Source organism: Pseudomonas capeferrum, assembly GCF_013523055.1.
GTDB lineage: Bacteria > Pseudomonadota > Gammaproteobacteria > Pseudomonadales > Pseudomonadaceae > Aquipseudomonas > Aquipseudomonas capeferrum_A.
Window position 1 is genome coordinate 76,387 of sequence record NZ_JAAMQM010000009.1, and the last position, 25,280, is coordinate 101,666.

Here is a 25,280-nt window from a genome sequence, read left to right on the forward strand (position 1 = left end):
GTTTCAAGCATGTGGGGTCTCCCAGGCGGCAAGTGCTTTTTCGGCTTCGACCAGATCGGAGAAGTCATGGCGTTCACCGTTGATTTCCTGGTAGTCCTCGTGCCCTTTGCCCGCCAGGACAACGATGTCGTCGACACCCGCCTCGGCGATCAACTGAGCGATAGCGTTTCCACGCCCGGCAACGAAGCTGACGGCCTCGAGATCGGTGAAGCCCGGGCGGATCTCGTCGAAGATGCGTCGAGGGTCCTCGCTACGCGGATTGTCGTCGGTGACGAGCACGCGATCGGACAGCCGCTCGGCTACTTCGGCCATCAACGGACGCTTGCCACGGTCACGGTCGCCACCGCAGCCGAACAGGCAGAGCAGCTTGCCCTGGGCATGCGGACGGAGTGCCTCGAGAACCTTTTCCAGCGCATCGGGCGTATGGGCGTAGTCGACGACGACCAAAGGCTTGTCGCCACCGCCCAGGCGCTGCATTCGCCCGATCGGACCTTGCAACTGCGGGGTTACCTTGAGAATTTCGTCCAAGGTATAGTCCAGTGCCATCAAGGTAGCGACGGCGGCCAGCATATTGCTCAGGTTGAAGCGTCCCAGCAGCCGGCTGCGCAGATCGCGCTCACCCTGAGGCGTGACGATGACCGCGCGTACGCCATCATCGTGGAAGCGAGCCTCCTTGCAGAACAGCGTTGCCTGCGGATCGCGCAGGCTGTAGCTGATCAAGCGGGGCTTGGCATGCTCCTCGGCCAGCCGACGACCGAAGTCGTCGTCCAGGTTGACCACTCGGCAGCGCAGGTCGGGCCAGCCGAACAGCTTGGCCTTGGCGGCTTCGTACGCCTGCATGCTGCCGTGGTAGTCCAGATGATCGCGAGACAGGTTGGTCATTACCGCGATATCGAAGGCCAGGGCCGCGACACGCCCTTGATCCAGAGCATGGGAAGAGACTTCCATGGCCACGGCTTTCGCGCCGGCCTTCTTCAGATCATTCAGGGTCGCCTGTACGGCAATCGGGTCCGGGGTCGTCAGGCGGCCGCTTTGCAGTTCGCCATGAAAACCGGTGCCGAGGGTCCCGATCAGGCCGCAGCGCTGCCCGAGTACATCCAGTGCCTGCGCCACCAGTTGAGTGACGCTGGTCTTGCCGTTGGTGCCAGTGACGCCGATCAGGTGCAGCTGGCGGCTGGGCTCGCCATAGAAGCGCCCGGCGATATCGGACAACTGGGCGATCAGACCCTTGACCGGGATCAGGGGAATATCGGTGATGGGCAGCACGGTTGCGCCCTGCTCTTCATAGGCGACCGCGGCGGCACCCTTGGCCAGGGCATCGGCGATGTGCGCGCGGCCGTCCACCATGGCCCCGGGCACAGCCAGGAACAGGTCTCCCGACCGTACAGTACGGCTGTCCAACGTCAGCTCGCGAATCAATGGATCGCGACTGGCATTGGTGAATAGCTTGCTCAGCGGCATTGTCATCAACCACGCCCTCCCTTGGCGACTGCGGCATTGACCTGTGGCGTTTCAGCGGGTGCAGGCGGCGGCAGATTATCCGGCGGCACGTTCATCAGCCGCAGGGTGCCCGACATGACCTTGCTGAAGACCGGCGCCGAGACCAGGCCGCCGAAGTAGCCGCTCTTGCTCGGCTCGTCGATGACCACCACGATCGCGTAGCGCGGGTCGCTCATCGGGCCGAAGCCCGCGAACAAGGAGCGGTAGGCATTTTCGGTATAACCCTTGGAACCCACCGTCGCCTTGCGCGCCGTACCACTCTTGCCGGCCACGTGATAGAACGGCACCTGCGCGCGGTAGACGCCACGCGGTGCCTCGATGACCTGCTGGAGCATGCCCTGGACGGTTTCCGCAGTGTCCTTGGGAACGACCTGGTTCGCCTCTGGCGTCTTGTCGACCTTGAGGATGCTCAGCGGGACCATGTTGCCGTCGTTTGCCAAGCCCGCGTAGGCATGCACCAATTGCAAGGCGGTAACGGAGACGCCATAGCCGTAAGACAGCGTCGCGGTCTCGGCCTTGCGCCACTCGCGATGGTTGGGCAGGTTGCCGACGCGCTCTCCAGGGAAGCCCAACCCGGTGTATTGCCCCAGGCCCAGCTGCGACATGACCCGGAAGATCGCTTCGCCGCCGATGTCGAACGCGACCTTGCTCATGCCGACGTTACTGGAATTGATCAGGATGCCGGTGAGGTCGAGCACGGGACCTTCGCTGCGCGACACGTCCTTGATGGTGTAACGACCGATCTGCAGGCTGCCGGGATAGACCTCGACCTTGTCAGTGGGCTTCCAGCGCCCGCTCTCGAGCGCCGCGCTCATGGAGATCGGCTTGACCGTCGAACCGGGCTCGAACACGTCGATGATCGCGCGGTTGCGCATGGCCGCCGGAACCATGGTGCGCCGGTTGTTGGGGTTGTAGGTGGGCTGGTTGACCATCGCCAGCACTTCGCCGGTCTTGACGTCCATGATCACCAGGCTGCCGGCCTTGGCCTCCTGCTCGGCAATGGCGTTGCGCAGCTCGCGCGTGGCCAGGTATTGCAGGCGCAGGTCGATCGACAATGCCAGAGTCTTGCCTGGCTTGGCATTCTTGGTGACCTGGACATCCTTGATCAGGCGTCCACGGCGGTCCTTGATCACCTGGCGCTTGCCAGGCACACCGGCGAGCCACTCGTCATAGGCCAACTCGACGCCTTCGCGACCATGGTCGTCCAGGTCGGTGAAGCCGACCATGTGCGCGGTCACATCGCCCGCTGGATAGAAGCGCCGGAATTCCTCCAGACCATAGACGCCAGGGACCTTGAGGTCGAGCACGTGTTGACCCTGCTCCGGGGTCAGCCCGCGCACGAGATAGATGAATTCCTTGCTTGCCTGCTGGGTCAGGCGCGCCGTCAGCTTCTGAGGATCCTGCCCCAAGGCGCGCGCGAGCTCTGTCCAGCGATCCTTCGATGCCTGCATCTCCTTGGGATTGGCCCACAAGGTCGTGACCGGCGTGCTGACGGCCAGAGGCTCGCCATTGCGATCGGTGATCAGGCCTCGATGCGCGGCAATGGGAATATGGCGCAAGCTGCGGGCATCGCCCTGTCCCTTGAGGAAGTCGCGATCCACCACCTGCAGGTCGATGATACGCCAGCAGATGGCACCGACCATCAAGGCCAGCAAACCGATTACCACCCGAAAGCGCCACGGGTAGAGTGCGCCTTCGAGCTTCATCATGGCGCCACCATGCGAACTTCGTCCGCGGCCGGGATGCGCATCTTCAATTGCTCGGAGGCCAGGGTCTCGATCCGGCTATGGGCCGTCCAGGTACTCTGCTCGAGGATCAATCGGCCCCATTCGGCCTGGGCCTTGTCGCGTTCGCTCAATTCTCCGTAGAGGGAGTTGAGCAACTGGCGGTTCCAGTGCGCACTGTAGGAAACGGCAATGGCCGACACGAGGACGGCCACGAACAGCAGCAGCATCAGGAAGCTTCCACCTGGAAGAGGCTTGTCCAATAGCCGGCTCACCGCAATTTCTCCGCCACGCGCATCACGGCGCTGCGCGAACGCGGGTTGGCCTTGAGCTCGGCCTCGGAGGCGAACTGGGCCTTGCCGTGGACACGGATCTTCGGTTCGAAGACCTTGTGCTGCACCGGCAGGTTGCGCGGCAGGTTATCGGCCTCGCCCTTGGCCAGCTTGCGCATGAACAGCTTGACGATACGGTCTTCCAACGAGTGGAAGCTGATCACCACCAGGCGCCCGCCAATCTCGAGCGATTCGATCGCGGCCTCGAGGCCGGCCTCCAGGTCGCCCAGCTCATTGTTGACGTGAATGCGCAAGCCCTGGAAGGCCCGGGTCGCAGGGTTCTTGCCCTTTTCCCATGCGGGATTGGCGACCTTCAGCACTTCGGCCAGATCCGCGGTGCGGATGAACGGGCTCTCCTCGCGGCGCAGCACCACCGCGCGCGCCATCCGCTTGGCGAAGCGTTCCTCGCCATACTCCTTGAAGACACGGGCGATTTCTTCTTCCGGCGCGCTGGCGATGAACTCGGCGGCGCTGAACCCTCGTTCAGGGTTCATGCGCATGTCCAGCGGACCATCGTTGAGAAAGCTGAAACCTCGTTCGGGATCGTCGAGCTGCGGCGATGAAACGCCCAGGTCGAGCAGCACACCGCTGACCTTGCCGGTCAGATCGCGCGTGGCCATTTCCTCGCCCAATTCGGCAAAGCTGCGCTGCACAATGACAAAGCGGCCGTCTTCGGCCGCCAGCGCTTGCCCCGTGGCAATCGCTTGTGGGTCTTTGTCGAACCCCAGTAGCCGCCCTTGCGGCCCCAGCTTGCTCAGGATCAGGCGACTGTGCCCGCCCCGCCCAAAGGTACCATCGAGATAGCAGCCATCGGCACGCGGAGCCAGGGCCTCGACAGCTTCGTCGAGCAGCACTGTAATGTGGTTGAAGCCGCTCTCTATTGTCACAGGATCAAATCACGCAAATCGTCGGGCATGGCGCCCGGTTGTTGGATAGCTGCAAGGTCGGCTGCCGAAACCAGGTTCCAGGCCTCTTCATCCCACAGCTGGAATTTGTTCAGTTGCCCCACCAGCATCGCCTTCTTGTCGAGCCGGGCATATTCGCGCAAGCGCGGTGGCACCAGAAAACGCCCACTGCCATCGAGCTCCAGGTCCACCGCGTTGCCGATCAGCAGGCGCTGCAGGCGGCGGTTTTCCTCACGCAACGATGGCAAGGCACGCAACTTGGCTTCTATCTGCTCCCATTCGTCGAGGGGATAAACGCATAGACAACGATCGACCGCATCGATGGTCACGATCAGCTGGCCGGCGCAACGCGAATCCAGCTCGTCGCGGTACCTGCTCGGCATGGCAAGTCGGCCCTTGGCGTCGAGGCTGATAGCGTTTGCTCCGCGAAACACGGTGGCTGCCCCCAAAATATTAGCGTTGTTGCGTCAGAAAACCCACTTCATGCCACTTTCTGCCACTTGCGCACACTATAGGAATCCGTTCGCTGCACCGTCAAGGCACGTTCGGAAGGAAATCCCTTATGGAACGGAGATTTAGCGCGCAAAAGGAATGTAAAAGGCAAGTATATGGGGATTTTCGAGCAAGAAAAACGAGCATACTCAGACGGATAGAAAGCGCACTTAAAGTGAATTATCAAGAGTAAGACTATTTGAGCATTACGAATGCTTATCTGCTCTCGATTCAGGCGAGGGGGAAGGAGGTGGAGAGTCGATCTGTAAGCCGGGTTCTGTCGAGGACAGTCATTCCTCTACGGCGGCCATCACTGGACGCCTTTAGCAACCTACCCGGTTCCGACGCGGGCCACGCCGTATGGAACCCTATTTGGTCTTGCTCCGAGTGGGGTTTACCTAGCCACGAACTGTTGCCAGTCGCGCGGTGCGCTCTTACCGCACCTTTTCACCCTTACCGGCACCGAAGCGCTTAGGCGGTTATTTTCTGTGGCACTTTCCGTAGGCTCGCGCCTCCCAGGCGTTACCTGGCACTCTGCCCTATGGAGCCCGGACTTTCCTCCCCCATCTTTTGCGGAACAAAAGACGGCAGCGACTGTCCGATCGACTCTCCGCCGCCAAGGTTAACGGCAGGCAGCCGCAAGAACAAGCAATAAAGTAATTAATCTCGACTGGGGCTAGTGCGCTTGCTGCCGCTCCAGAGCCGCCTGGTAGAGCAAGTTCTTGCGCACGCCGGTGATTTGCGCAGCCAGTGCCGCCGCACGCTTGAGTGGCATCTCGGCCAGCAGCAGATCGAGCACACGCAATGCCTCATCGCTGATCGCCTGGTCATCCTCAGGCGCGCTCCAGCCTGCTACCAGCACCACGCACTCGCCGCGCTGCTGGTTGCCATCACCCGCGACGAAGGCTCGCAGTTCCGCCAGCGGCAGCCCCTTGAGCGTCTCGAAGGTCTTGGTGATCTCACGTGCGAGCAAGGCCGGACGCTGTGCGCCGAATACCGCTTCCATGTCTTCGAGGCACTCCAGGATGCGATGGGGCGCCTCGTAGAAGATCAGGGTGCGCGGCTCTTCCTTGACCTGTTCCAGTCGCGCGCGCCGCCCTACCGCCTTGGCTGGCAGGAAGCCCTCGAAGATGAACCGATCCGAAGGCAGCCCCGCTGCCGACAGCGCGGCGATCAGCGCGCAGGGCCCCGGGACCGGAACGACGGCGATGCCGGCAGCTCGTACCTGGCGCACCAGGTGATAGCCGGGATCGGAGATCAGCGGCGTGCCCGCGTCAGAAACCAGCGCCACGTCGTCGCCAGCCTGCAACCGCGCAAGAAAGCGCCCCCCTTCGTCCCGCTCGTTATGGTCATGACAGGCCGCCAACGGCGTATCGATGCCGAAATGCTGAAGCAGGCGGACCGTGTGACGGGTGTCCTCGGCGGCGATCAACGCCACGCTGCCCAGCACCTTCAGCGCCCTCGCACTCATGTCGTCCAGGTTGCCGATAGGCGTTGCGACGACATAAAGCGTACCCGTCGTGGATTTCGAAGCCCCTGGAACATCCGTCACTGCGCACACCTGCCTTGCTGATCAAAGGCGCCATTGTAGCCCGTCCATCGGTTACACGGCGCAAACATCTTCATCCGCGCTTCTCAGTGCACGACCTATATTGAATGTTCCGCGTCAGCAAGATCGCGCCTTGGCCAGTGCTTGGGTACAATTGCCGGCCAACTTGATCGAGTAACAGGACTTTTACATGATCGCTTGTCTGCGGCTGTTCACAGCCCTCTGCCTTGCTGCCTTGCTCGCAGCCTGCGCCAGCTCGCCCTCGTCCGGCCTGGGTGAGCTGCCACGCACCCCGGATGCCAGCATCGAGCAACTGCTTGAGCAGGCCGCTTCCAGCAAATCCGCGGAGGAAGCCGCCTTGCTGCGACTGAGCGCCGCAGATCAGGCCTACCGCCAGCAAGATTATCCGCGCGCCGCGCGCATCCTCGAACTGGTCCCCCTGGACTCGCTCAAGCCCGCCCAGCAGGTGTTCACCAGCACGCTTGCCGCGGAGCTGGCCATGAGCCGCAACCAGCCCAAGGCCGCCCTGGATGCCCTTTCGCATCCGAGCCTTCAGCGAGTGGGCGAACTGCCGCAAGAGCAGCAGTTGCGCACCTATGCGGTGCATGCCGCCGCCCTCGAGGCGGATGGCCAGGTACTGGCCGCGGCCAAGCAGCGAGTACTGCTGGCACCATTGCTCAGCGGCCAGGCGGCCACCGCCAACAACGATGCCATCTGGGCATTGGTCGCCTCGCTGCCGGTCGAACAACTGCAGGCAGGCGGAACCGACAGCCTGGCAGGCTGGACGAGCCTGGCACTGGCGGTGAAGAGCGCCGGCACACTGGAAGCTCAACAGGCAGCCATCGACACTTGGCGCGCCCAGCACCCCGACCACCCGGCGGCGCAACAGCTGCCCGAGGCGCTGGTCAAGTTGAAGGCGCTGGCCAGCCAGCCGCTGACCAAGGTCGCGCTGCTGCTACCTCAGGAAGGCCCACTGGCGGGTGTGGCCCGCGCCTTGCGTGACGGCTTCATGGCCGCGCACTTCCAGGCTCAGCAGAGCGGCCAGCCCGCTCCGGCAGTGCAAGTCTTCGACAGCTCCCGCATGACCTCCCTGGACGATTTCTATCGCCAGGCACAGGCCGCGGGCGTGCAACTGGTGATCGGCCCGCTGGAGAAGCCGCTGGTCAAGCAGCTTGCCGCCTACCCTCAGCTTCCCATCGCCACGCTGGCACTGAACTACGCTGACGCGGGTCAGCAGGCGTCGCCGCAGCTGTTCCAGTTCGGCCTTGCCGCCGAAGACGAGGCACGGGAAGTCGCTCGCCGCGCGCACGCCGACGGCATGACTCGTGCTGTAGCCCTTGTACCCAGCGGTGAATGGGGCGATCGGGTCCTAAAAGCCTTCCGTCAGGATTGGGAAGCACAAGGCGGCACCCTCCTCGCCGCCGAGCATATCGCACAGCCCGTCGCTCTCGCCCAGCAGATCGCCGAACTGCTCAAGCTGCGTCAGAGCGAAGGACGCGCCCAAGCCCTGCAGAGCACGGTAGGTGGTGACGTTGCCGCACAGCCTTCACGTCGCCACGACGCCGACTTCCTGTTCCTGGCTTCGACCCCACAGCAGGCCCAACAGATCAAGCCGACCCTGAACTTCCAGTACGCGGCTGACTTGCCTGTGTATGCCACGTCGAACCTGTACAGCGCCAGCGGTGACGTCAACCAGTACAAGGACATGAACGGTATCCGCTTCTGCGAAACCCCTTGGCTGCTGGACAGCGGCAACAGCCTCCGCCAGCAGGTGGTGCAGCAATGGCCACAAGCGGCGGGCAGCCTGGGCCGCCTGTATGCCATGGGCGTGGATGCCTATACCCTGGCACCGCATCTCGGCCAGATGAAGGCACTACCGGGCAGCCGTGTCGAAGGCCAATCCGGAAGCCTGAGCCTGAACGCCAACCAGCGTGTCGAGCGCCAGCTGCCATGGGCCGAATTTGCCGACGGCCAGATCAGGCGCCTGCCGGACACACCGCGCTGATGCTCAAGGCATCGCCCAGCGTTGCCGGCCAGGTCGCCGAACGGCAAGCCCTTGAATACCTTCAAGGACAAGGCCTGAGCCTGTTGACGCAGAACTGGCGATGCCGCGGTGGCGAGCTTGATCTGGTCATGCTCGATCGCGATACAGTAGTATTCGTCGAAGTCCGCTATCGGTTGCACGCGGACTTTGGCGGAGCCCTTGGTAGTGTCGACGGGCGCAAACAAAAACGATTGGTACTTGCCGCCACGCTGTTCTTGCAGAAGGAGTCCCGCTGGGCCAATCACCCCTGCCGTTTCGACGTTGTCGCCCTGCAGGGCAGCCGCCATGCGGGCCAACCGCTTCAATGGCTGAAAAACGCCTTCGAATGCTAACCCGATCATTTTCCTAGCTCCATGTTTCGCGGGCTGGCCCCTTGTCGCGCGCCGCGCCGGCCACCGCCCCACTTAAGGTCACCCAGATGGACATGCAATCCCGAATTCGCCGGCTGTTCCAGGCAAGCATCGAAACCAAGCAACAGGCGATGGACATCCTGGCACCGCACATCGAGCTAGCCAGCCAGGTCATGGTCAATGCCCTGCTCAACGAGGGCAAGATGCTCGCCTGCGGTAACGGCGGCTCGGCTGGCGACGCTCAGCATTTTTCGTCCGAACTGCTCAATCGTTTCGAGCGTGAACGTCCGAGCCTGCCGGCCATCGCCCTGACTACCGATAGCTCGACCATCACCTCGATCGCCAACGACTACAGTTACAATGAGGTTTTTTCCAAGCAGATCCGTGCCTTGGGACAGCCGGGAGATGTCTTGCTGGCCATTTCCACCAGTGGCAACTCGGCCAATATCATCCAGGCGATCCAGGCCGCACATGATCGAGAAATGGTTGTCGTAGCATTGACCGGACGCGACGGTGGCGGCATGGCTTCACTGCTCCTGCCAGAAGATGTCGAGATCCGAGTGCCATCGACGGTCACGGCACGTATCCAGGAAGTCCACCTGCTGGCGATCCACTGCTTGTGCGATCTGATCGACAGCCAATTGTTCGGGAGTGAAGAATGATCCCTAGACGCTTTGGCCTCATGGCCCTGACACTGTGCCTGAGCATCACCGGGTGCAGCTCGGTACTGACCTCCGCGCGCGACAATTCGATCGAGGATGATCGCGGCACCCGCACTATCGGCAGCAAGATCGACGATTCCCTGATAGAAACCAAGGTATCGGTCAATATTTCCAAGGCCAACGCTGATCTGGACAAGAGCTCGCACATCGTCGTGAGCAGCTACAACGGCATCGTGCTGCTGGCTGGCCAGACACCTCGCGCCGAGCTCAAGAGCCTGGCCGAGCAAACCGCCAGCAAGGTGCAGCGAGTCAAGAAGGTGCACAACGAGCTACAGGTCATGCAGCCCTCCCCGCTGCTGGCGCGTAACAACGACGCGTGGCTGACAACCAAGATCAAGAGCCAGATGCTCACCGATGCCAATGTGCCTGGCTCGCGCATCAAGGTGATTACCGAGAACGGTATCGTCTACCTGCTTGGCTTGCTGACCCAAGAGGAAGCCAATCGAGCCACCAGCCTGGTACAGGGTGTTTCGGGCGTACAGAAGATCGTCAAGCTGTTCGAATACATCGACTGACTCAAGCCGTGAATCGCACCATTGACGTGCGCATCCAATGAAAAAGGCGACCCCGAGGGATCGCCTTTTTCATTTACTTGACCACCTTGAGACTTGGACGTCCGGTGGGTCGCGGTGGCTGACCACCATCATCAGGCGGGCCGTCATCATCCGACTCCACGCCATCATCTTCCAACTCTTCGTCACCCATCAGCGGAGGCTCGAGCTCAAAGACCATGCCTTGGCCGTTCTCGCGCGCATAGATACCCAGGATCGCGCCTACCGGCACGAAGAGGGTATGGGCAACACCACTGAAACGACCCTCGAAGCTGACTGCTTCGTTGTCCATGTGCAGACTGCGTACCGCATTGGGGGACACGTTGAGGACGATCTGACCATCGCTGGCAAACCCCGGTGGCACCTGGACCGCGGGGTACTCGGCATTGACCAGCATATGCGGGGTGCAATCATTGTCGACGATCCATTCGTACAGGGCACGAATCAGATAGGGGCGACTGGAGTTCATCAACAGCTCCTTAAATTCTACGCATTTCACGTTCGGTTGCAGACAGACTTGCCTGGAAAGGCTCGCGGGCAAACTGTCGCTCCATGTAATCGAGCAGCGGCTTTGCTTGTCGCGACAATTCAATGCCCATGATTGGCAGCCGCCAGAGTATGGGCAGTAGACAGCAATCGACCAGACTTTGCTCCTCACTCATGAAGCAGGACATTTCCGCGAAGAGCGGGGACACTCCGGTCAGGCTTTCGCGCAGTTCCTTGCGCGCCTGGACACGGGCGCTTTCCTTGCTCCGCTGATCGAGGATGATGTCCGCCAGCGAGCACCAATCACGCTGGATGCGGTGCATCAGTAGCCTGCTGTTGCCGCGCGCTACCGGATAGACCGGCAACAGCGGCGGGTGCGGATAGCGTTCGTCAAGGTACTCCATCACCACGGTCGATTCGTACAGCGCCAGGTCCCGATCGACCAATGTCGGAACGCTGCCATAGGGGTTGACCTCGGCAAGCTTGGGCGGCAACCGTCCGACATCCACGTCGATGATCTGGACCGTGATGCCTTTTTCGGCAAGAACGAGGCGGACCCGCTGGGAATAATGGCAGGCGGGGTCGGAATAGCAGGCTAACCGATTGGTTGCGCCCATGGTGTAACTCCTCGCACGAGGTGCGTGTAAACCATAAATGCAAACGCGCCCTGCAGGCATCCCCCGCGCATGCAGGGGCGCCCCAGGGCGCGCTCAACTACCAGAAACTACTGGATGATCAGTGCACGTCCTTCCAGTATTCGCGCTTGAGCAAGTAGGCGAAGACGAAGAAGAAAGCCAGGTAGAGTAACACGTAGGTACCGATGCGCTGACTTTCCAGTTTGACCGGGTTGGCGGAATAGGCCAGGAAGGTCACCAGGTTCTTGATCTTCTCGTCGAACTGCTCGGGTGTCAGGGTACCGGAATTCGGCTCGATGGTCAGCTGATCACAGGCCTCGTGCGTCAATGGACTGCCCGTGAGCGGATCGAACTGTCGCTTGCCATCGACCACGCTTTGCACCTGCTTGCAACCGATGACCTGGTTGCCCTGCAGCCCGACCAGCACGTTGGGCATGCCGACGTTGGGGAAGACCTTGTTGTTGGAGCCCAAAGGCCGCGAGGTGTCCTCATAGAACGTACGCAGATAGGTGTACAGCCAATCGTTGCCACGCACGCGGGCAACCAGCGTCAGATCGGGTGGCGCAGCGCCAAACCATGCCTTGGCATCGTCGGGCCGCATTGCGCTGTTCATGTGGTCACCGATCTTGGCACCGGTGAATACCATTTTCTCGAGCATCAGCTCATGAGGAACCCCCAAGTCATCGGCAACCCGCTCGTAGCGTTGGAACTTGGCGCCATGACAACCCATGCAATAGTTGACGAAGGTACGGGCGCCATCCTGCAGGGCAGCCTTGTCCGCCAGGTCGATATCGACCTTGTCCAGCTCGAAGCCATGGTCTGCGGCGAAGGAAAGTACGGGCATCACTGCCAGGATCAATACAGCGATAAGCTTTTTCATCAGCCAGTCACCCTTTCCGGAACCGGTTTGGTCTTTTCGAGCCTGCTGTAGAACGGCATCAATAGGAAGTAGGCGAAGTACAGCACCGTGCAGGCCTGCGACAGCAAGGTCCGTCCCGGAGTCGGCGCAAGGACGCCAAGCACGCCTAGGATCACGAAGGAGACGCAGAACAGCAACAGCGCTATCTTGCTCAACCAGCCCTTGTAGCGCATGGAGCGTACCGGGCTGCGATCCAGCCACGGCAGGACGAAGAGCACCGCAATCGCAGCGCCCATCGCCATGACACCGAACAGCTTGTCGGGCACTGCGCGAAGAATCGCGTAGAACGGTGTGAAGTACCAAACCGGGGCGATATGCTCTGGCGTCTTGAATGCGTTCGCCTGCTCGAAGTTCGGTTTTTCCAGGAAGTATCCGCCCATTTCCGGGAAGAAGAACACCACGGCGCAGAACACGAAGAGAAAGACCACGACACCGACGATGTCCTTGACGGTGTAGTACGGATGGAAGGGAATACCGTCCAGCGGCACACCGTTCTCGTCCTTGTTCTTCTTGATATCGATGCCATCCGGGTTGTTCGACCCGACCTCGTGCAGCGCCAGGATATGAAGCACCACCAAGCCGAGAATGACGATGGGCAATGCGACCACGTGCAGGGCAAAGAAGCGGTTGAGGGTGATGCCGGAAATCAGATAGTCGCCGCGAATCCACTGGGTGAGATCAGCGCCGATGACCGGGATCGCACCGAACAGCGAAATGATCACCTGCGCGCCCCAATAGGACATCTGCCCCCAAGGCAGCAGGTAACCCATGAAAGCCTCAGCCATCAGCGCCAGGTAGATCAGCATGCCGAACAGCCAGACCAGCTCGCGAGGCTTCTGATAGGAACCGTAGAGCAGCCCGCGGAACATGTGCAGGTAGACCACGATGAAGAACGCCGAAGCACCCGTGGAGTGCAGGTAGCGCAATATCCAGCCGTACTCCACGTCGCGCATGATGTACTCGACGGAGGCGAAGGCTTCCTCGGCCGAAGGCGTGAAACTCATCGTCAGCCAGACACCGGTGACGATCTGGTTGACCAGTACCAGCAAGGCCAGGGATCCGAAGAAGTACAGGAAATTGAAGTTCCGAGGCGCGTAGTACTTGCTGAGATGGTCTTCCCACATCTTCGTGGCGGGAAAGCGCGCGTCGATCCAGTCCATGAACTTACTCATCACGCATTCTCCTGATCGACGCCGATGACGATGACATTGTCAGACTCATACGTGTGCGGCGGTACCGGCAGGTTGAGAGGCGCCGGCTGGGACTTGTAGACGCGGCCGGCCAGGTCGTAATGCGAGCCGTGGCAGGGGCAGAAGTAACCCCCCAGCCATTTGGGGCCGAGATCGGCGGGCGCGACTTCGGGGCGAAAGGTCGGCGAGCAACCCAGATGGGTACACAGACCTACCAGCAGAAGGATTTCCGGCTTGATCGAGCGACTCTGCGGATTGACGTAGCTCGGCTGATCCGAGGCTTTGGAGTCAGGATCGGCAAGATCACCCGTGAGTTTCTGCAGATTGCCAAGGATCTCTTCCGTGCGCCGCATGATGAAGACAGGCTGACCGCGCCATTCGGCAACCATCTGCTGACCAGGCTCGATCTTGGCGATATTGACCTTGACCGGCGCACCGGCGGCCTTCGCCTTGGCACTAGGAAACCATGACCCCACGAACGGTACCGCAGCCCCCACTGCCCCCGCCGCCCCCACGACGGATGTAGCAGCTACAAGGAAGCGGCGTCGGCCTGGGTTGACGCCGTCATTGCTCATTCAGTCCTCTCCCATCGGCATTGGTGGCCTGTTGAAACAGGCATCTACTTAGGTAATGTCTGTGGCACTAAAATTTGCCGCATGGTAAAGAACAAATCCACACACTGACAAGGTGATTACCCCCTGGACGGGCTGAAACCCTCGCATTGCTTGATCTGCGTCTATGCGGTGCTGTTTCACGGACATGCTGAGAGGTTAGTTCAAGCCATAAAAAAAGCCCGGCTCCACAAGGGAACCGGGCTTTTTTCGACTGCCGAAGCGGTATTAACGCTTGGAGTACTGAGGACGCTTACGTGCTTTACGCAGACCCACTTTCTTACGCTCGACTTCACGGGCGTCGCGAGTAACGAAGCCAGCACGACGCAGCGCGCCACGCAGGGACTCGTCGTAGTCCATCAGTGCACGGGTGATACCGTGACGGATAGCACCAGCCTGACCGCTGACACCACCACCGATGACGGTGACGTAGATGTCGAACTTTTCACCGGTCTCGGTCAGCTCCAGCGGCTGGCGAACAACCATGCGAGCAGTTTCGCGGCCGAAGAAGACGTCCAGGGGACGGTTGTTGATAGAGATGTTACCGGTGCCCGGACGCAGGAAAACGCGAGCGGTTGCGGTCTTGCGACGGCCAGTGCCGTAATTTTGAGTCGCCGACATAATGAACTATTCCGTTAAATCTTCAGTTCTTGAGGCTGCTGAGCAGTATGAGGGTGAGCAGCGCCCGCATAGACTTTCAGCTTACGGTACATGTCGCGACCCAGCGGGTTCTTAGGCAGCATGCCTTTGACCGCGGTCTCGAGCACGCGCTCTGGGGCTTTGGCAATCAACTTCTCGAAGTTGATTTCCTTGATACCGCCTGGGAAACCGGAGTGGGAGTAGTACATTTTGTCAGTGGTCTTGGCGCCAGTGACACGCACCTGCTCGGCGTTGATGACGACGATGTAGTCGCCGGTGTCAACGTGAGGAGTGTACTCTGCCTTGTGCTTGCCACGCAGACGACGTGCGATTTCGGTAGCCAGACGACCCAGGGTCTGACCAGCGGCGTCAACCACGTACCAGTCGCGCTTTACTGTTTCTGGTTTAGCAGTAAAAGTTTTCATTCTTTATAGCCTCAGAGGCCGTCCAGCGAAATAAGACGGCGGATCTTACTGGATAGTGCTTCGCTTGACAACTCAAGCGCGCAGCCGCACACGGACGCTATAGGGGGCTCGGGTCAGCGCGTCCATACTCGGCAGGGTTCTTCCGATGGGGTGGTGCATCACTCCCACCGCACGGAGAGCTGCAGAATTATCCAGATTACAGAAAAAAACTCAACCTGATTTATCACTTATTTGCCTAATCATTCCCTGATCAGGGTCCGCAGGCAGCTCGACCACACCGAGCCAGACAAGCGCACACGCCCTGGGACGGTACGGTCCAGCCCGCTGAAGTAATCGATGTCTGGCATGATCACAGACACCCGGGGTAGACACTCTTCCCAAAACATAAGACGATCCAGCCAGTGATTGACCACTCTACCCCATAAGAACAATGACAATGATGTTTACCCAACCCTCCGCGTCCCTGCGGCGCGTCAGTATCCTGGCTGTCGACCAGGTATTCGCTTCGACCCTGATGCAGGCCAAGGACTTCTTCCACCTTGCCAGCCTGCGCTATGGCAAGCAGCTGGGGCTAGGCCTGAAGTCGATGTTCGAAATCCACCTGGTGAGCCCGGACGGCCTGCCCGTGGACAGCTTCAGCAATGTCCAGGTCCCGGTCGATGGTGGCCTCGAAGAGGCCGATGTGATCATTCTCCCGGCGTTCTGGGACGACTTCGACAACCTGTGCCAGCGCTACCCCCAGGTACTGCCCTGGCTGCGCGAGCAGCATGAGCGCGGCGCCGTGCTCTGCGGCGAAGCCAGCGGCGTGTTCTGGCTGGCCGAAGCCGGCCTGCTCGACGGCAAGGAGGCAACCACCTACTGGCGCTTCTTCGACAGTTTCGCCGAGCGCTTCCCCAAGGTCCGCCTCAACCAGGACAAGCACCTGACCGATGCCGACAACCTCTACTGCGCTGGTGGCACCACATCGGCCTGCGATCTGTACATCTACCTGATCGAGCGCTTCTGCGGCGCCAATGTCGCCCGTGCCGTGGCCCGCGACATCCTCTACGAAGTGCAGCGCAACTACACCCCGGGGCGCATGGGATTCGGTGGCCAGAAGCTGCATCAGGACCTGATCATCCTGCAGATCCAGCACTGGCTCGAAGAGCACTACGCCGACAAGTTCCGCTTCGAGGATGTGGCCCGCAACCATGGCATGAGCATTCGCAACTTCATGCGCCGCTTCCAGGGCGCCACGGGCGACAAGCCCTTGCACTACCTGCAGCGCTTGCGCATCGAGACCGCCAAGGGCCTGCTGTCGAGCACGCGCAAGAGCATCAAGACGATCAGCTATGAAGTGGGTTATGACGATGCCAGCTTCTTCGCGCGGTTGTTCCGCCAGCATACGGAGTTGTCACCGAACCAGTACCGGCAGCAGTTCATGCAGGAGGCATGAGCGGGCGGATCGCACATCCACATGGCACAAAGCCGCTTGCGCAAGCGACCATGTGCCATGTTCGAGGGCAGGAGCCCTTCCCTGCGCCTATGGCTTGTGAGCGCGCGAGAGGAACTCGTGTGATTGCATTTCCAACAGGCGGCTCAAGGTACGCTGGAACTCGAAGGTCAGGCGACCGCCGGTATACAGGTCCTTGAGCTCGACTTCCGCGGAAATGATCAGCTTGACGTTGCGGTCGTAGAACTCGTCCACCATGTTGATGAAGCGCCGGGCGATGTCGTCGGTGGCGACGCTCATCTGCTCGACGTTGCTCAGCAGCACCGCGTGGAAGATCTTGCCCAGCTCGATGTAGTCATTCTGGCTGCGCGGCCCATCGCACAAGGCGCGGAAATCGAACCAGGCCACGTCGTCACAGGTACGCAGGGCTTGGATCTCGCGATTCTCGATCACCAGCACATCGTTTTCGACGGCCTGGGTGCAGTCGGGGGTCAAGGCCTTGAAGCTCTGGCGCAGGCTTTCATGCGCCGCGTCGTTGAGCGGGAAGTGGAACAACTCCGCCTGCTCCAGATGGCGCAGGCGATAATCGACGCCACTGTCGACGTTGACCACGTCGGTGTTCTGCTTGATCAGGGCAATAGCCGGCAGGAAGCGCGCGCGTTGCAGGCCGTCCTTGTACAGGCCGTCGGGGACGATGTTGGACGTCGCCACCAGGGTCACGCCGTTCTTGAACAGCTCTTCCATCAGCGTGCCCAGGATCATGGCATCGGTGATGTCGGACACGAAAAATTCGTCGAAGCAGATCACCCGCGCTTCGTCGGAGAAACGCTTGGCGATGACGATCAGCGGGTTCTTCTCGCCCTTGAGCGTCTTCATCTCTTCGTGGACGCGCTTCATGAAACGGTGGAAGTGCGTGCGCATCTTCTGCTTGAACGGCAATGCTTCGTAGAAGGTATCGACCAGGTAGGTCTTGCCCCGCCCTACTCCGCCCCAGAAGTAGAGCCCCTTGACTGGCGCCTGCTCCTTGCGGCCGAAGAGCTTGCCGAACACGCCGGGCTTGTTGTTCTGCGCGGCCACCAGATCGTCGTACAGGCGCTGCAAGTGACGCACCGCCGTTTCCTGCGCCGCATCATGGAAGAATTCGGGACGTTTGAGATCTGCTTGATATCGTTCTAGGGGCGTCATAATTCGCTGGCGAGGTAACAAAAGCGGGCCGTCACTGTAACGACGGCCCTGGATAATGGCAATCGGACTTGCGGCAAAATGCCTCAGTCCTGCTGTGGCCGCAGGGCCGCGCGCAGGCTCTGGATGGCTGCATCGCGTGCCTCGTCATGGGCGAATCGCGGCCCGTTGGCGACGTTTTCGCCATCCAGCCAGAGGCTGAAACCCAGGCCCTCTACACGGATGTCCAGCTCATCGCCCTGCTGCAATCCCTTGCTCACCGCTCCGGCGCTCTTGCCGTCGGCGAAGCTGCGCGACAACATCAACTGCTCGCCATCGGCGGCCAGCAGGCGGAAGCGGAAACTGCCGTCCTCATCGCGGAAGCTGACGAAGCGAGCTGTCTTGGCGGCTTTCTTCTTCACTTCACCGGCAGCTTGGACATTGGTGCGGAACGAGCGCAGACCGATGGCCTCGCGCAACTGTTCCAGGAACGGGCTGGCAATCTTGCGTGCCTTCTGTGCGCCGACCAGGAGAATGTCTTCGAGGTCGGCAGGCCGAGCGATCAACTGATGATAGCGCTCGCGCGCTTCGCCCAACTGGCCGTCGAGCAACTGGAACAGACGCTGCTTGGCTTCGCCCCAACCCAGACCTTGCAACAGTTCGTCGCGGAACAGGGTCGACTGCTCCTGCGTAGAGAAGGCCTGGAACAGGGTGAAGAGGTGCGAAGTGTCCGGATCCTTGGCCTCGCCAGGGGCGCGCGAGTCGGTGACGATCCGCGAGATGGCATCCTTCATGTCCTTGGCGCTGCTGAACAGAGGGATGGTGTTGTCATAGCTCTTGGACATCTTGCGACCGTCCAGGCCAGGCAGGGTCGCGACGCTCTCCTCGATCACCGCTTCGGGCATGACGAAGAACTCTCGGCCTTGCCCGAACAGGTGATTGAAGCGCTGGCCGATGTCCCGGGCCATTTCCACGTGCTGGATCTGGTCACGGCCGACCGGCACCTTGTGGGCATTGAACATCAGGATGTCGGCGGCCATCAGTACCGGATAGCTGTACAGGCCCATGGTCACGCCGGCGTCCGGGTCTTCACCGTTTTCCAGATTCTTGTCCACCGACGCCTTGTAGGCGTGGGCACGATTGAGCAGGCCTTTGGCGGCAACGCAGGTCAGCAGCCAGGTGAGCTCGGGGATCTCGGGGATGTCGGACTGGCGATAGAAAGTCACCCGTTCCGGATCCAGGCCACCGGCCAGCCAGGTGGCGGCGATCTCAAGGCGCGATCGCTGGATGCGCAGCGGATCGTCGCACTTGATCAAGGCATGGTAGTCGGCCAGGAAGTAGAACGAATCGGCACCAGGCTGCTGGCTGGCAAGGATGGCCGGGCGGATGGCGCCGGCGTAGTTGCCCAGGTGCGGGGTGCCAGTGGTGGTGATACCGGTGAGAATGCGCGTAGTCATGGGTTATCGCTTGATCAGGCTTGGCTCAGTTCGAGAGACGCGGCAGCACCAGATCCTTCAGATCGGTCAGCTTGCCATGAAAGAAGTGTCCGCATTCTGCCACTTTCAGCAGCTCATGGGTGCGCGACAGTGCGTCGGACCATTCGTAGACGAGCTGGGGTTGTACCACTTCATCGGCGTCCGGTTGGATCACGCTCAGCGGGCAGCGCTGGGGCAACGGGAACTCGCTGCTCAGGCGCATGACCGCCGGTGCCACCATGAACAGTTGCTGCAGCTCGACTTGCGCCGCTTCGAGGCGCCCACCCAGGGCCGCGGCGACAAAGCCACCGAAGGAGAAGCCCATCAAGACCAGCGGCTGCGTCGATTGCCGGTCACGCAGCCAATGCGCCGCGGCTTCGGCATCGTCGACTTCACCGCTACCCATGTCATGACCGCCCGCGCTCTGACCGACGCCGCGGTAATTGAAGCGCAAGGTGCTGTATCCTGCGTCCCGCGCCGTACGCTGCAAGGTAGAAACCACCTTGTTGAGCATGGTGCCGCCTTGGACGGGGTTGGGATGGCAGATCAGCACGCTGCCGCGGGCATCGGCGACCTCCAGGTACAAGGCTTCCAACTGGCCGCAGGGACCGTCGATGAACACAGGGGTTTCGCGGGTAAGCAAGGCACTACTCCGTGACCTCGGAATGGGTCGACTCGTCTAGGTGAAAAATTCTGCTCTGAGATATTTGCGATCGCTCGCGGTATACAGCGCAGGTCTGAGCCGTTAACGTAAAGCAAAGCCGTTTATAGAGGAAGGACTCGTGGAACTCTCGCTCTTAGTTTGGTTGTTGCCGACCCTGGCCCTCGTCGTGGGCGTCATCGTTGGTTTCGTGGTTGCCCGACTGTTGCCCAACGCCGCGCCAAGCAGCACGCAGCGGCAGCTCGACGATATCCAGCAGCGCTTCGACAGCTACCAGAACGAAGTGGTCACCCACTTCAACAGCACCGCTTCGCTGGTCCAGCGGCTTACCCAGAGCTACCAGGATGTCCAGGATCACCTGGCCGAAGGCGCCAACCGCCTGGCCCTGGACGAATTGACCCGTCAGCGCCTGCTCGCCGCCTTGCACTCCGAAGCCGCGCAAGCTCCACGCGACCGCCTGACCCCACCCAAGGACACTGCCGAAGTCCCTCGCGACTATGCGCCGAAGTCGCCGAACTCGCCGGGCATGCTCGACGAGAGCTACGGAATCAAGCGTTGATACGCTGAAATGAAACAAGGCCTCGCGAGAGGCCTTTTTCTTGGCTCCTCACGGATTGTGGGGGAACCTTTGGATTCCGGTGACTTACCACGCACGGCCCGTTGGGCTGCGCTGTCGCACAGAAACAGTCTTGAAGCTGCCGGGGTACCTGTGGGAGCGGGTTTACCCGCGAAGCAGACACCGCAGTGTGTGGCACCGGCTTTGCCGGTGTTCGCGGGCAAGCCCGCTCCCACAAGGCCCAGCTAACTTAATGAGTTGGCGTTTGCTCCATGAGAAAGTGTCTCGGCCCCATCTGCGTGACAGAACTTTGGTGGAGCCTCGGGAGCGGAAACAGGCTGGCCGCGTTGCGCTGTAATGTGGCGCCTGGTCTCACGAATGTCCGTCAATCCGTCAGGAGCCGCTTTCTTGGCTGACATGCGCTGCTCAACTACAGGCCTCCAACGCCTGCCGTACATCCGCGATCAAGTCTTCCACATCCTCCAACCCCACCGACAATCGCACCAACCCTTCCGAAATCCCATGGTGCGCCCGTTCCTCCACGCTGTAACCCGAATGCGTCATGCTCGCCGGATGTTGCGCCAGCGACTCGGCATCCCCGAGGCTCACCGCGCGCGCGAACAGTTGCAGGGCATTCATGAAGCGCCGGCCGGCCTCGATCCCGCCCTTGAGTTCGAAAGCGATCATCCCGCCCGGCAGGCGCATTTGTCGTTGTGCCAGGGCATATTGGGCAAAACCGGACAATCCGGGATAGTGGATCGATTCAACCATCGGATGGCGCTCGATGAACTCGGCTACCTGTTGGGCATTGGTACAGTGGCGTTCCATCCGCAGCGCCAGCGTCTTCATTCCACGCATCAGTAACGACGCATCGTGGGGCGACAGAACCGCGCCGGTCATGTCCTTGAGCCCCTCGAAACGAATGCGATCGATCAAAGCCTTGTGCCCTACCACCAGCCCTGCGGTGAGGTCTCCGTGCCCGCTGAGGTATTTGGTCGCCGAATGCACCACCAGATCGGCGCCCAACTCCAGTGGACGCTGCAGGTAAGGGGTGCAATAGGTATTGTCGACGATCACGCAGATGCCGTGCTGGCGCGCCAGGTCGACGACGGCAGCGATGTCCACCAACTGCATGTTCGGATTGGCGGGCGTCTCGAAGTAGATTGCACGTGTTCTGGGGGTGATGGCGGCTGAAAGCGCTACTCGGTCATTGAGGTCGACATGACGTACCTGAACCCCGAATTCGCCGATACCGTGGTGCAGGAAAGCAAAGGTGCAGCCATAGAGCGTGCGGCCTGCGATCAACTCGTCCCCAGGCCGCAACAGCGTCCATAGCGTGGACGTGATCGCCCCCATGCCGGAGGCCAGGGCCAACGCTGCCTCTCCTCCCTCGAGCGACGCCACGCGCTGCTCGAGCATGGCCAGCGTCGGGTTCGAGATACGGCTGTAGAAATGCCCCGACTCCTCCCCGGCAAAACAAGCAGCACCGTACTCCACGTTGGCGAAGGCGTAGGTCGCGGTCTGGTAGATCGGTGGCACCAGTGCGCCGCCATGAGACATCGGATCGTAGCCGTGATGGATCGCACGGGTGGAAAAACCACGGTGTTTGTCGGACTCGCTCATGGCAACGGCCTCTTGTGCTTTGTTCTAAGCTTATGCCACTGCGAGGCCAAGATTTTTCCAAAATCCTCTCGAAACCTCGTGTCCTTTGGAACAAAAAGAACAAACCAACCTACCGGAGGGCAAGCCATGCCCACGACCCTCGACCGCATCGACCGTGCTCTACTGGCGGCTCTTCAGGACAACGCCCGGCTTACCATCGCCGAACTCGCCGATCAGGTTTCGCTAACCACTTCGCCCTGTTGGCGGCGGGTCAAGCAGCTCGAGGAACAGGGATATATCACTGGGTATCAGGCCACCCTATCTCCCAAGAGCCTGGGTTTTGGCGTGACCGCTTTCGTCAGCATCATGATGGACTCCCATACCAAGGACATGGCCAGGGCGTTCGAAAAAAGGCTGATGGAAATCCCCGAAATCGTCGCCTGCCACCACATATCCGGGCGTTACGATTTTCTGTTGGAAATACTGGCACGGGATCTGGAGTCGTTCGGAGAATTCGCTCGGGAAGTACTGCAGCGATTGCCCGGTGTGAAGGAAATTTATTCCAGCTTTTCGTATAAGGCGGTGAAGGAACGACGGATAATTCCAGTATCGGAAAATCATATCTAGCTCGGCACCAATTTTTCGAAAGGCTCGGCCAAGACCTTGCAAACCCAGCAATCATGCTCCTCGCCCCATAAATCCCTTGGAAGTCTTTGAAATCAAGTTCAGTCATGGCTTCTCGATTAAGGATTCCAGCTGAGCCCGGGTGAGCTCAGGGTCGCCGCCATCAATGTCTTGCGCGAGTTTCGTAAGTCGAGCGACCAAAGACTCAGCAAGATGAGGCGGCATTAATTCTTTGCGAAGGCCCATGAGATCCTACTCATCAATTTTTGCTAAACGGCTCCGTAATTACGAGTGAAAAGCTAGCGAATCTCAGCGCATAGGCGAGACACCTATCGCTTCAAGAAAATACAAACTTCGAGAACCTATTACTCAAGCCCAGGGCAGTGAAGGAGCGGCGGCTCCGGTAGCGGAGAAACACCTATAGCGTGAGTTCCTGCAACCTCGGCAACAGAAACCCCGCCCCGTCATCGAAACTGTTCAGTTCGCGCCGAGACGGGACGTCTCGCGGTCAGATCACGGCTTGCGCCAGCCGTGACCATTCTCCTCGTCATCACCGCCACGCATGATCAGGATTTCAAAGCGGTAGTCGCTAGCTTCAACTTTCATGATGCTCTCCTTGAAAGGTCGCTGGGCCAAATGCCAGCCAAGTCATAGTGCTCGAGACACAGGTGACGAGGCATGCTCAAGCGTTTCCATGGGCCATTGCGGGGAAGCCCCGCACCGGAAAACAAAAAAACCCGCCAGGCTCATCACCATGGCGGGTTTTCGTTCAAGCCGAACGCTTAGATCGCGCCACGCTTGCGCAACACATCCAGCACCTGCTTGACGCCTTCATCCACGCTGGTGGCCTGGGTGTCGATGACCAGGTCGGCATCCAGCGGCACGTCGTATGGGAAGCCTTCGCCCGGGATGTTGTCGCCACCGGCGGCATACAGGCCCTGCGGGTCGCGCTCGCGGCAGACCTGCGGGGAGGCCTGGACGTAGACGGTTACCAGCCGTTCCTTGCCGATCAGGGCCCTGGCCTGTTCGCGGCCCTCGGCATCCGGTGCGACGAAAGCAGCCAGGGTCAGCAGGCCCGCTTCGTTGAACTGACGCGCCACGTGGGCGGCGCGACGCCAGTTCTCGGTACGCCCCGCGCGATCCTGTGGCAGCCCTTTGTTGAGGTCGTGCCGCAGGTTCTGGCCATCCAGGATGTATACCGCGCGCCCCATGTCGAACAGCTTGCGCTCGACGGCATACGCCAGGGTGCTCTTGCCAGCGCCCGACAGGCCGCTGAACAGCACGGTAGCCGGTTGCTGACCGAAGCGCAGGGCACGCTCTTCGGTGGTGACGTGGGACGACTTGCCATGCTGACCGCTGTTGCCGTGCGGCAGCACCGGCGGGGCGATGATCATGCCGGCGCCCACGGTGCCATTGGTCAGGCGGTCGATGATGATGAAAGCACCCGTGGTGCGGTTGCTCTCGTAACCATCCAGGGCGATCGCCGCATCGAGGCTGATCTTGACGCGGCCGATCTCGTTCAGTTGCAGGGAACTGGCGGCGTCCTTTTCCAGGGTGTTGACATCGACCTTGTGGACAATGCTTGCAACCGAGCCCGGTACGTAGCTGGTCGCGCGCTTGATGTCGTACTTCTTGCCCGGCAGCATCGGCTCTTCGGCCATCCACACCAGCATGGCGTCGAACTGGTCGGTGACCGGCGGCACGTTATCGGCGTGTACCAGCAGGTCGCCACGGGAGATGTCGATCTCGTCTTCCATGGTCAGGGTCACGGCCTGGCCGGGGCCCGCGTGCTCCAGCTCGCCCTCATAGGTGACGATGGACTTGACGCGGCTGCTCTTGCCCGATGGCAGCACGACGATCTCGTCGCCCTTGTGCACGATGCCACTGGCCAGCGTACCGGCGAAACCACGGAAGTTCAGGTTCGGACGGTTGACGTACTGCACCGGGAAACGCAGATCGGTGAAGTTGCGATCGGCGGCGACCTCGACGGTTTCCAGGATTTCCATCAACGCAGGGCCGGTGTACCACGGCGAACGCTCGCTGCGATTGACCACGTTATCGCCCTTGAGCGCGGACATCGGCACGAACTGCAGGCTGCTCGGGGTCAGGTTGATGGCATCGGCAAACTTGAGGTAGTCGGCCTTGATCGACTCGAAGACTTCCTCGTCGAAGTTCTTCAGGTCCATCTTGTTGATGGCCACGACGATGTGCTTGATGCCCAGCAACGAGGCGATGTAGCTGTGTCGACGGGTCTGGGTCTGCACGCCGTAGCGGGCATCGACCAGGATGATCGCCAGGTCGCAGGTCGAGGCACCGGTCGCCATGTTGCGGGTGTACTGCTCGTGGCCCGGGGTGTCGGCGATGATGAACTTGCGCTTGGCGGTGGAGAAGTAGCGGTAGGCGACATCGATGGTGATGCCCTGCTCACGCTCGGCCTGCAGGCCATCGACCAGCAGCGCCAGGTCGACTTCCTCGCCCGTGGTGCCGGACTTCTTCGAATCACGGGTGATGGCCTCGAGGTGGTCCTCGTAGATCATCTTGGAGTCGTGCAGCAGGCGCCCGATCAGGGTGCTCTTGCCGTCGTCGACGTTGCCGCAGGTCAGGAAGCGCAGGAGTTCCTTGCGCTCGTGCTGGGCCAGGTAGGCGAGGATGTCCTCGCTGATCAGATCAGATTGATGCGACATGGAGTAACCCT

The 25,280-nt window shown here is 60.8% G+C and carries 25 protein-coding genes and 1 other RNA gene; 7 read left to right on the plus strand and 19 right to left on the minus strand.

Annotated features, from left to right (window positions below; all coding sequences use genetic code 11):
• Positions 1 to 3: 3 nt before the first annotated feature.
• The 7 genes from G7009_RS11900 to rsmI all read right to left on the minus strand — a co-directional run bounded on the left by G7009_RS11900 (position 4) and on the right by rsmI (position 6,505).
• Positions 4 to 1,467 (minus strand): UDP-N-acetylmuramoyl-L-alanyl-D-glutamate--2,6-diaminopimelate ligase, encoded by a 1,464-nt coding sequence (locus tag G7009_RS11900; RefSeq protein ID WP_181130276.1) that lies wholly within the window; start codon positions 1,465 to 1,467, stop codon positions 4 to 6.
• Positions 1,467 to 3,206 (minus strand): peptidoglycan D,D-transpeptidase FtsI family protein, encoded by a 1,740-nt coding sequence (locus G7009_RS11905; protein ID WP_181130412.1) that lies wholly within the window; start codon positions 3,204 to 3,206, stop codon positions 1,467 to 1,469. The genes G7009_RS11900 and G7009_RS11905 overlap by 1 nt, the downstream gene beginning before the upstream one ends.
• Positions 3,206 to 3,499 carry a cell division protein FtsL gene (gene ftsL / locus G7009_RS11910; RefSeq protein WP_181130277.1) on the minus strand — a complete coding sequence of 98 codons (294 nt, stop codon included), beginning with the start codon at positions 3,497 to 3,499 and terminating at the stop codon, positions 3,206 to 3,208. The genes G7009_RS11905 and ftsL overlap by 1 nt, the downstream gene beginning before the upstream one ends.
• Positions 3,496 to 4,443 carry a 16S rRNA (cytosine(1402)-N(4))-methyltransferase RsmH gene (rsmH, locus tag G7009_RS11915; protein WP_375139552.1) on the minus strand — a complete coding sequence of 316 codons (948 nt, stop codon included), beginning with the start codon at positions 4,441 to 4,443 and terminating at the stop codon, positions 3,496 to 3,498. Before rsmH ends, ftsL begins: the two co-directional genes overlap by 4 nt.
• Positions 4,440 to 4,895, minus strand: a complete 456-nt coding sequence (mraZ, locus tag G7009_RS11920) for a division/cell wall cluster transcriptional repressor MraZ (RefSeq protein ID WP_181130278.1) — start codon at positions 4,893 to 4,895, stop codon at positions 4,440 to 4,442. The genes rsmH and mraZ overlap by 4 nt, the downstream gene beginning before the upstream one ends.
• 308 nt (positions 4,896 to 5,203) lie before the next feature.
• An RNA gene (gene rnpB, locus G7009_RS11925) (RNase P RNA component class A) lies at positions 5,204 to 5,563 on the minus strand.
• Between the two features lie 66 nt (positions 5,564 to 5,629).
• Complete coding sequence (rsmI, locus tag G7009_RS11930) at positions 5,630 to 6,505, minus strand: 16S rRNA (cytidine(1402)-2'-O)-methyltransferase (protein WP_181130279.1); 876 nt, start codon at positions 6,503 to 6,505, stop codon at positions 5,630 to 5,632.
• Positions 6,506 to 6,692: 187 nt separating this feature from the next.
• Between rsmI and G7009_RS11935 the strand changes: the two genes are divergently transcribed.
• From G7009_RS11935 to G7009_RS11950, 4 genes are all read left to right on the plus strand, one after another.
• Entirely contained in the window at positions 6,693 to 8,507 is a 1,815-nt protein-coding gene (locus tag G7009_RS11935; RefSeq protein WP_181130280.1) for a penicillin-binding protein activator, read from the plus strand.
• The gene (locus tag G7009_RS11940; protein ID WP_181130281.1) at positions 8,507 to 8,878 is read left to right on the plus strand and encodes a YraN family protein; all 372 of its coding nucleotides are present in this window, start codon (positions 8,507 to 8,509) and stop codon (positions 8,876 to 8,878) included. The genes G7009_RS11935 and G7009_RS11940 overlap by 1 nt, the downstream gene beginning before the upstream one ends.
• Positions 8,879 to 8,964: 86 nt before the next feature.
• Positions 8,965 to 9,558 (plus strand): phosphoheptose isomerase, encoded by a 594-nt coding sequence (locus tag G7009_RS11945; RefSeq protein ID WP_181130282.1) that lies wholly within the window; start codon positions 8,965 to 8,967, stop codon positions 9,556 to 9,558.
• A complete protein-coding gene (locus G7009_RS11950) occupies positions 9,555 to 10,133 on the plus strand; it encodes a BON domain-containing protein (protein ID WP_181130283.1) in 579 nt (192 codons plus the stop codon). Before G7009_RS11945 ends, G7009_RS11950 begins: the two co-directional genes overlap by 4 nt.
• Positions 10,134 to 10,206: 73 nt before the next feature.
• Here the strand turns inward: G7009_RS11950 and G7009_RS11955 are convergent, their stop codons facing one another.
• The 7 genes from G7009_RS11955 to rplM all read right to left on the minus strand — a co-directional run bounded on the left by G7009_RS11955 (position 10,207) and on the right by rplM (position 15,074).
• The gene (locus G7009_RS11955) at positions 10,207 to 10,638 is read right to left on the minus strand and encodes a ClpXP protease specificity-enhancing factor (RefSeq protein WP_181130284.1); all 432 of its coding nucleotides are present in this window, start codon (positions 10,636 to 10,638) and stop codon (positions 10,207 to 10,209) included.
• 10 nt (positions 10,639 to 10,648) lie between these two features.
• On the minus strand, positions 10,649 to 11,272 hold the full coding sequence (locus G7009_RS11960; RefSeq protein ID WP_181130285.1) for a glutathione S-transferase N-terminal domain-containing protein: 624 nt from the start codon (positions 11,270 to 11,272) through the stop codon (positions 10,649 to 10,651).
• 118 nt (positions 11,273 to 11,390) lie between these two features.
• Positions 11,391 to 12,170: a cytochrome c1 gene (locus G7009_RS11965; protein WP_181130286.1), complete on the minus strand. Its 780-nt coding sequence runs from the start codon at positions 12,168 to 12,170 to the stop codon at positions 11,391 to 11,393.
• The gene (locus G7009_RS11970) at positions 12,170 to 13,381 is read right to left on the minus strand and encodes a cytochrome b (RefSeq protein ID WP_181130287.1); all 1,212 of its coding nucleotides are present in this window, start codon (positions 13,379 to 13,381) and stop codon (positions 12,170 to 12,172) included. The genes G7009_RS11965 and G7009_RS11970 overlap by 1 nt, the downstream gene beginning before the upstream one ends.
• The gene (gene petA / locus G7009_RS11975; RefSeq protein WP_181130288.1) at positions 13,381 to 13,974 is read right to left on the minus strand and encodes a ubiquinol-cytochrome c reductase iron-sulfur subunit; all 594 of its coding nucleotides are present in this window, start codon (positions 13,972 to 13,974) and stop codon (positions 13,381 to 13,383) included. Before petA ends, G7009_RS11970 begins: the two co-directional genes overlap by 1 nt.
• A gap of 264 nt (positions 13,975 to 14,238) precedes the next feature.
• A complete protein-coding gene (rpsI, locus tag G7009_RS11980) occupies positions 14,239 to 14,631 on the minus strand; it encodes a 30S ribosomal protein S9 (RefSeq protein ID WP_181130289.1) in 393 nt (130 codons plus the stop codon).
• Positions 14,632 to 14,645: 14 nt separating this feature from the next.
• Positions 14,646 to 15,074, minus strand: a complete 429-nt coding sequence (gene rplM / locus G7009_RS11985) for a 50S ribosomal protein L13 (protein WP_181130290.1) — start codon at positions 15,072 to 15,074, stop codon at positions 14,646 to 14,648.
• Positions 15,075 to 15,588: 514 nt separating this feature from the next.
• On the opposite strand from rplM, the gene G7009_RS11990 reads away from it, so the two are divergent.
• A complete protein-coding gene (locus tag G7009_RS11990) occupies positions 15,589 to 16,509 on the plus strand; it encodes a GlxA family transcriptional regulator (protein ID WP_181130414.1) in 921 nt (306 codons plus the stop codon).
• An 87-nt stretch (positions 16,510 to 16,596) separates the two neighbouring features.
• On the opposite strand, the gene zapE is transcribed toward G7009_RS11990, so the two are convergent.
• The 3 genes from zapE to G7009_RS12005 all read right to left on the minus strand — a co-directional run bounded on the left by zapE (position 16,597) and on the right by G7009_RS12005 (position 19,785).
• Positions 16,597 to 17,691 carry a cell division protein ZapE gene (zapE, locus tag G7009_RS11995; RefSeq protein WP_181130291.1) on the minus strand — a complete coding sequence of 365 codons (1,095 nt, stop codon included), beginning with the start codon at positions 17,689 to 17,691 and terminating at the stop codon, positions 16,597 to 16,599.
• Positions 17,692 to 17,774: 83 nt separating this feature from the next.
• The gene (locus tag G7009_RS12000; RefSeq protein WP_181130292.1) at positions 17,775 to 19,124 is read right to left on the minus strand and encodes a tryptophan--tRNA ligase; all 1,350 of its coding nucleotides are present in this window, start codon (positions 19,122 to 19,124) and stop codon (positions 17,775 to 17,777) included.
• Positions 19,125 to 19,149: 25 nt separating this feature from the next.
• A complete protein-coding gene (locus G7009_RS12005) occupies positions 19,150 to 19,785 on the minus strand; it encodes an alpha/beta hydrolase (protein ID WP_181130293.1) in 636 nt (211 codons plus the stop codon).
• Between the two features lie 139 nt (positions 19,786 to 19,924).
• On the opposite strand from G7009_RS12005, the gene G7009_RS12010 reads away from it, so the two are divergent.
• Positions 19,925 to 20,362: a YhcB family protein gene (locus tag G7009_RS12010; RefSeq protein WP_181130294.1), complete on the plus strand. Its 438-nt coding sequence runs from the start codon at positions 19,925 to 19,927 to the stop codon at positions 20,360 to 20,362.
• 423 nt (positions 20,363 to 20,785) lie between these two features.
• Here G7009_RS12010 and G7009_RS12015 read toward each other — a convergent pair whose 3' ends face one another.
• The gene (locus tag G7009_RS12015; RefSeq protein ID WP_181130295.1) at positions 20,786 to 21,982 is read right to left on the minus strand and encodes a methionine gamma-lyase; all 1,197 of its coding nucleotides are present in this window, start codon (positions 21,980 to 21,982) and stop codon (positions 20,786 to 20,788) included.
• Between the two features lie 126 nt (positions 21,983 to 22,108).
• On the opposite strand from G7009_RS12015, the gene G7009_RS12020 reads away from it, so the two are divergent.
• The gene (locus G7009_RS12020; protein ID WP_181130296.1) at positions 22,109 to 22,588 is read left to right on the plus strand and encodes an Lrp/AsnC family transcriptional regulator; all 480 of its coding nucleotides are present in this window, start codon (positions 22,109 to 22,111) and stop codon (positions 22,586 to 22,588) included.
• Positions 22,589 to 23,367: 779 nt separating this feature from the next.
• Here the strand turns inward: G7009_RS12020 and cysN are convergent.
• Positions 23,368 to 25,269 (minus strand): sulfate adenylyltransferase subunit CysN, encoded by a 1,902-nt coding sequence (gene cysN / locus G7009_RS12025; protein WP_181130297.1) that lies wholly within the window; start codon positions 25,267 to 25,269, stop codon positions 23,368 to 23,370.
• Between the last annotated feature and the right edge of the window lie 11 nt (positions 25,270 to 25,280).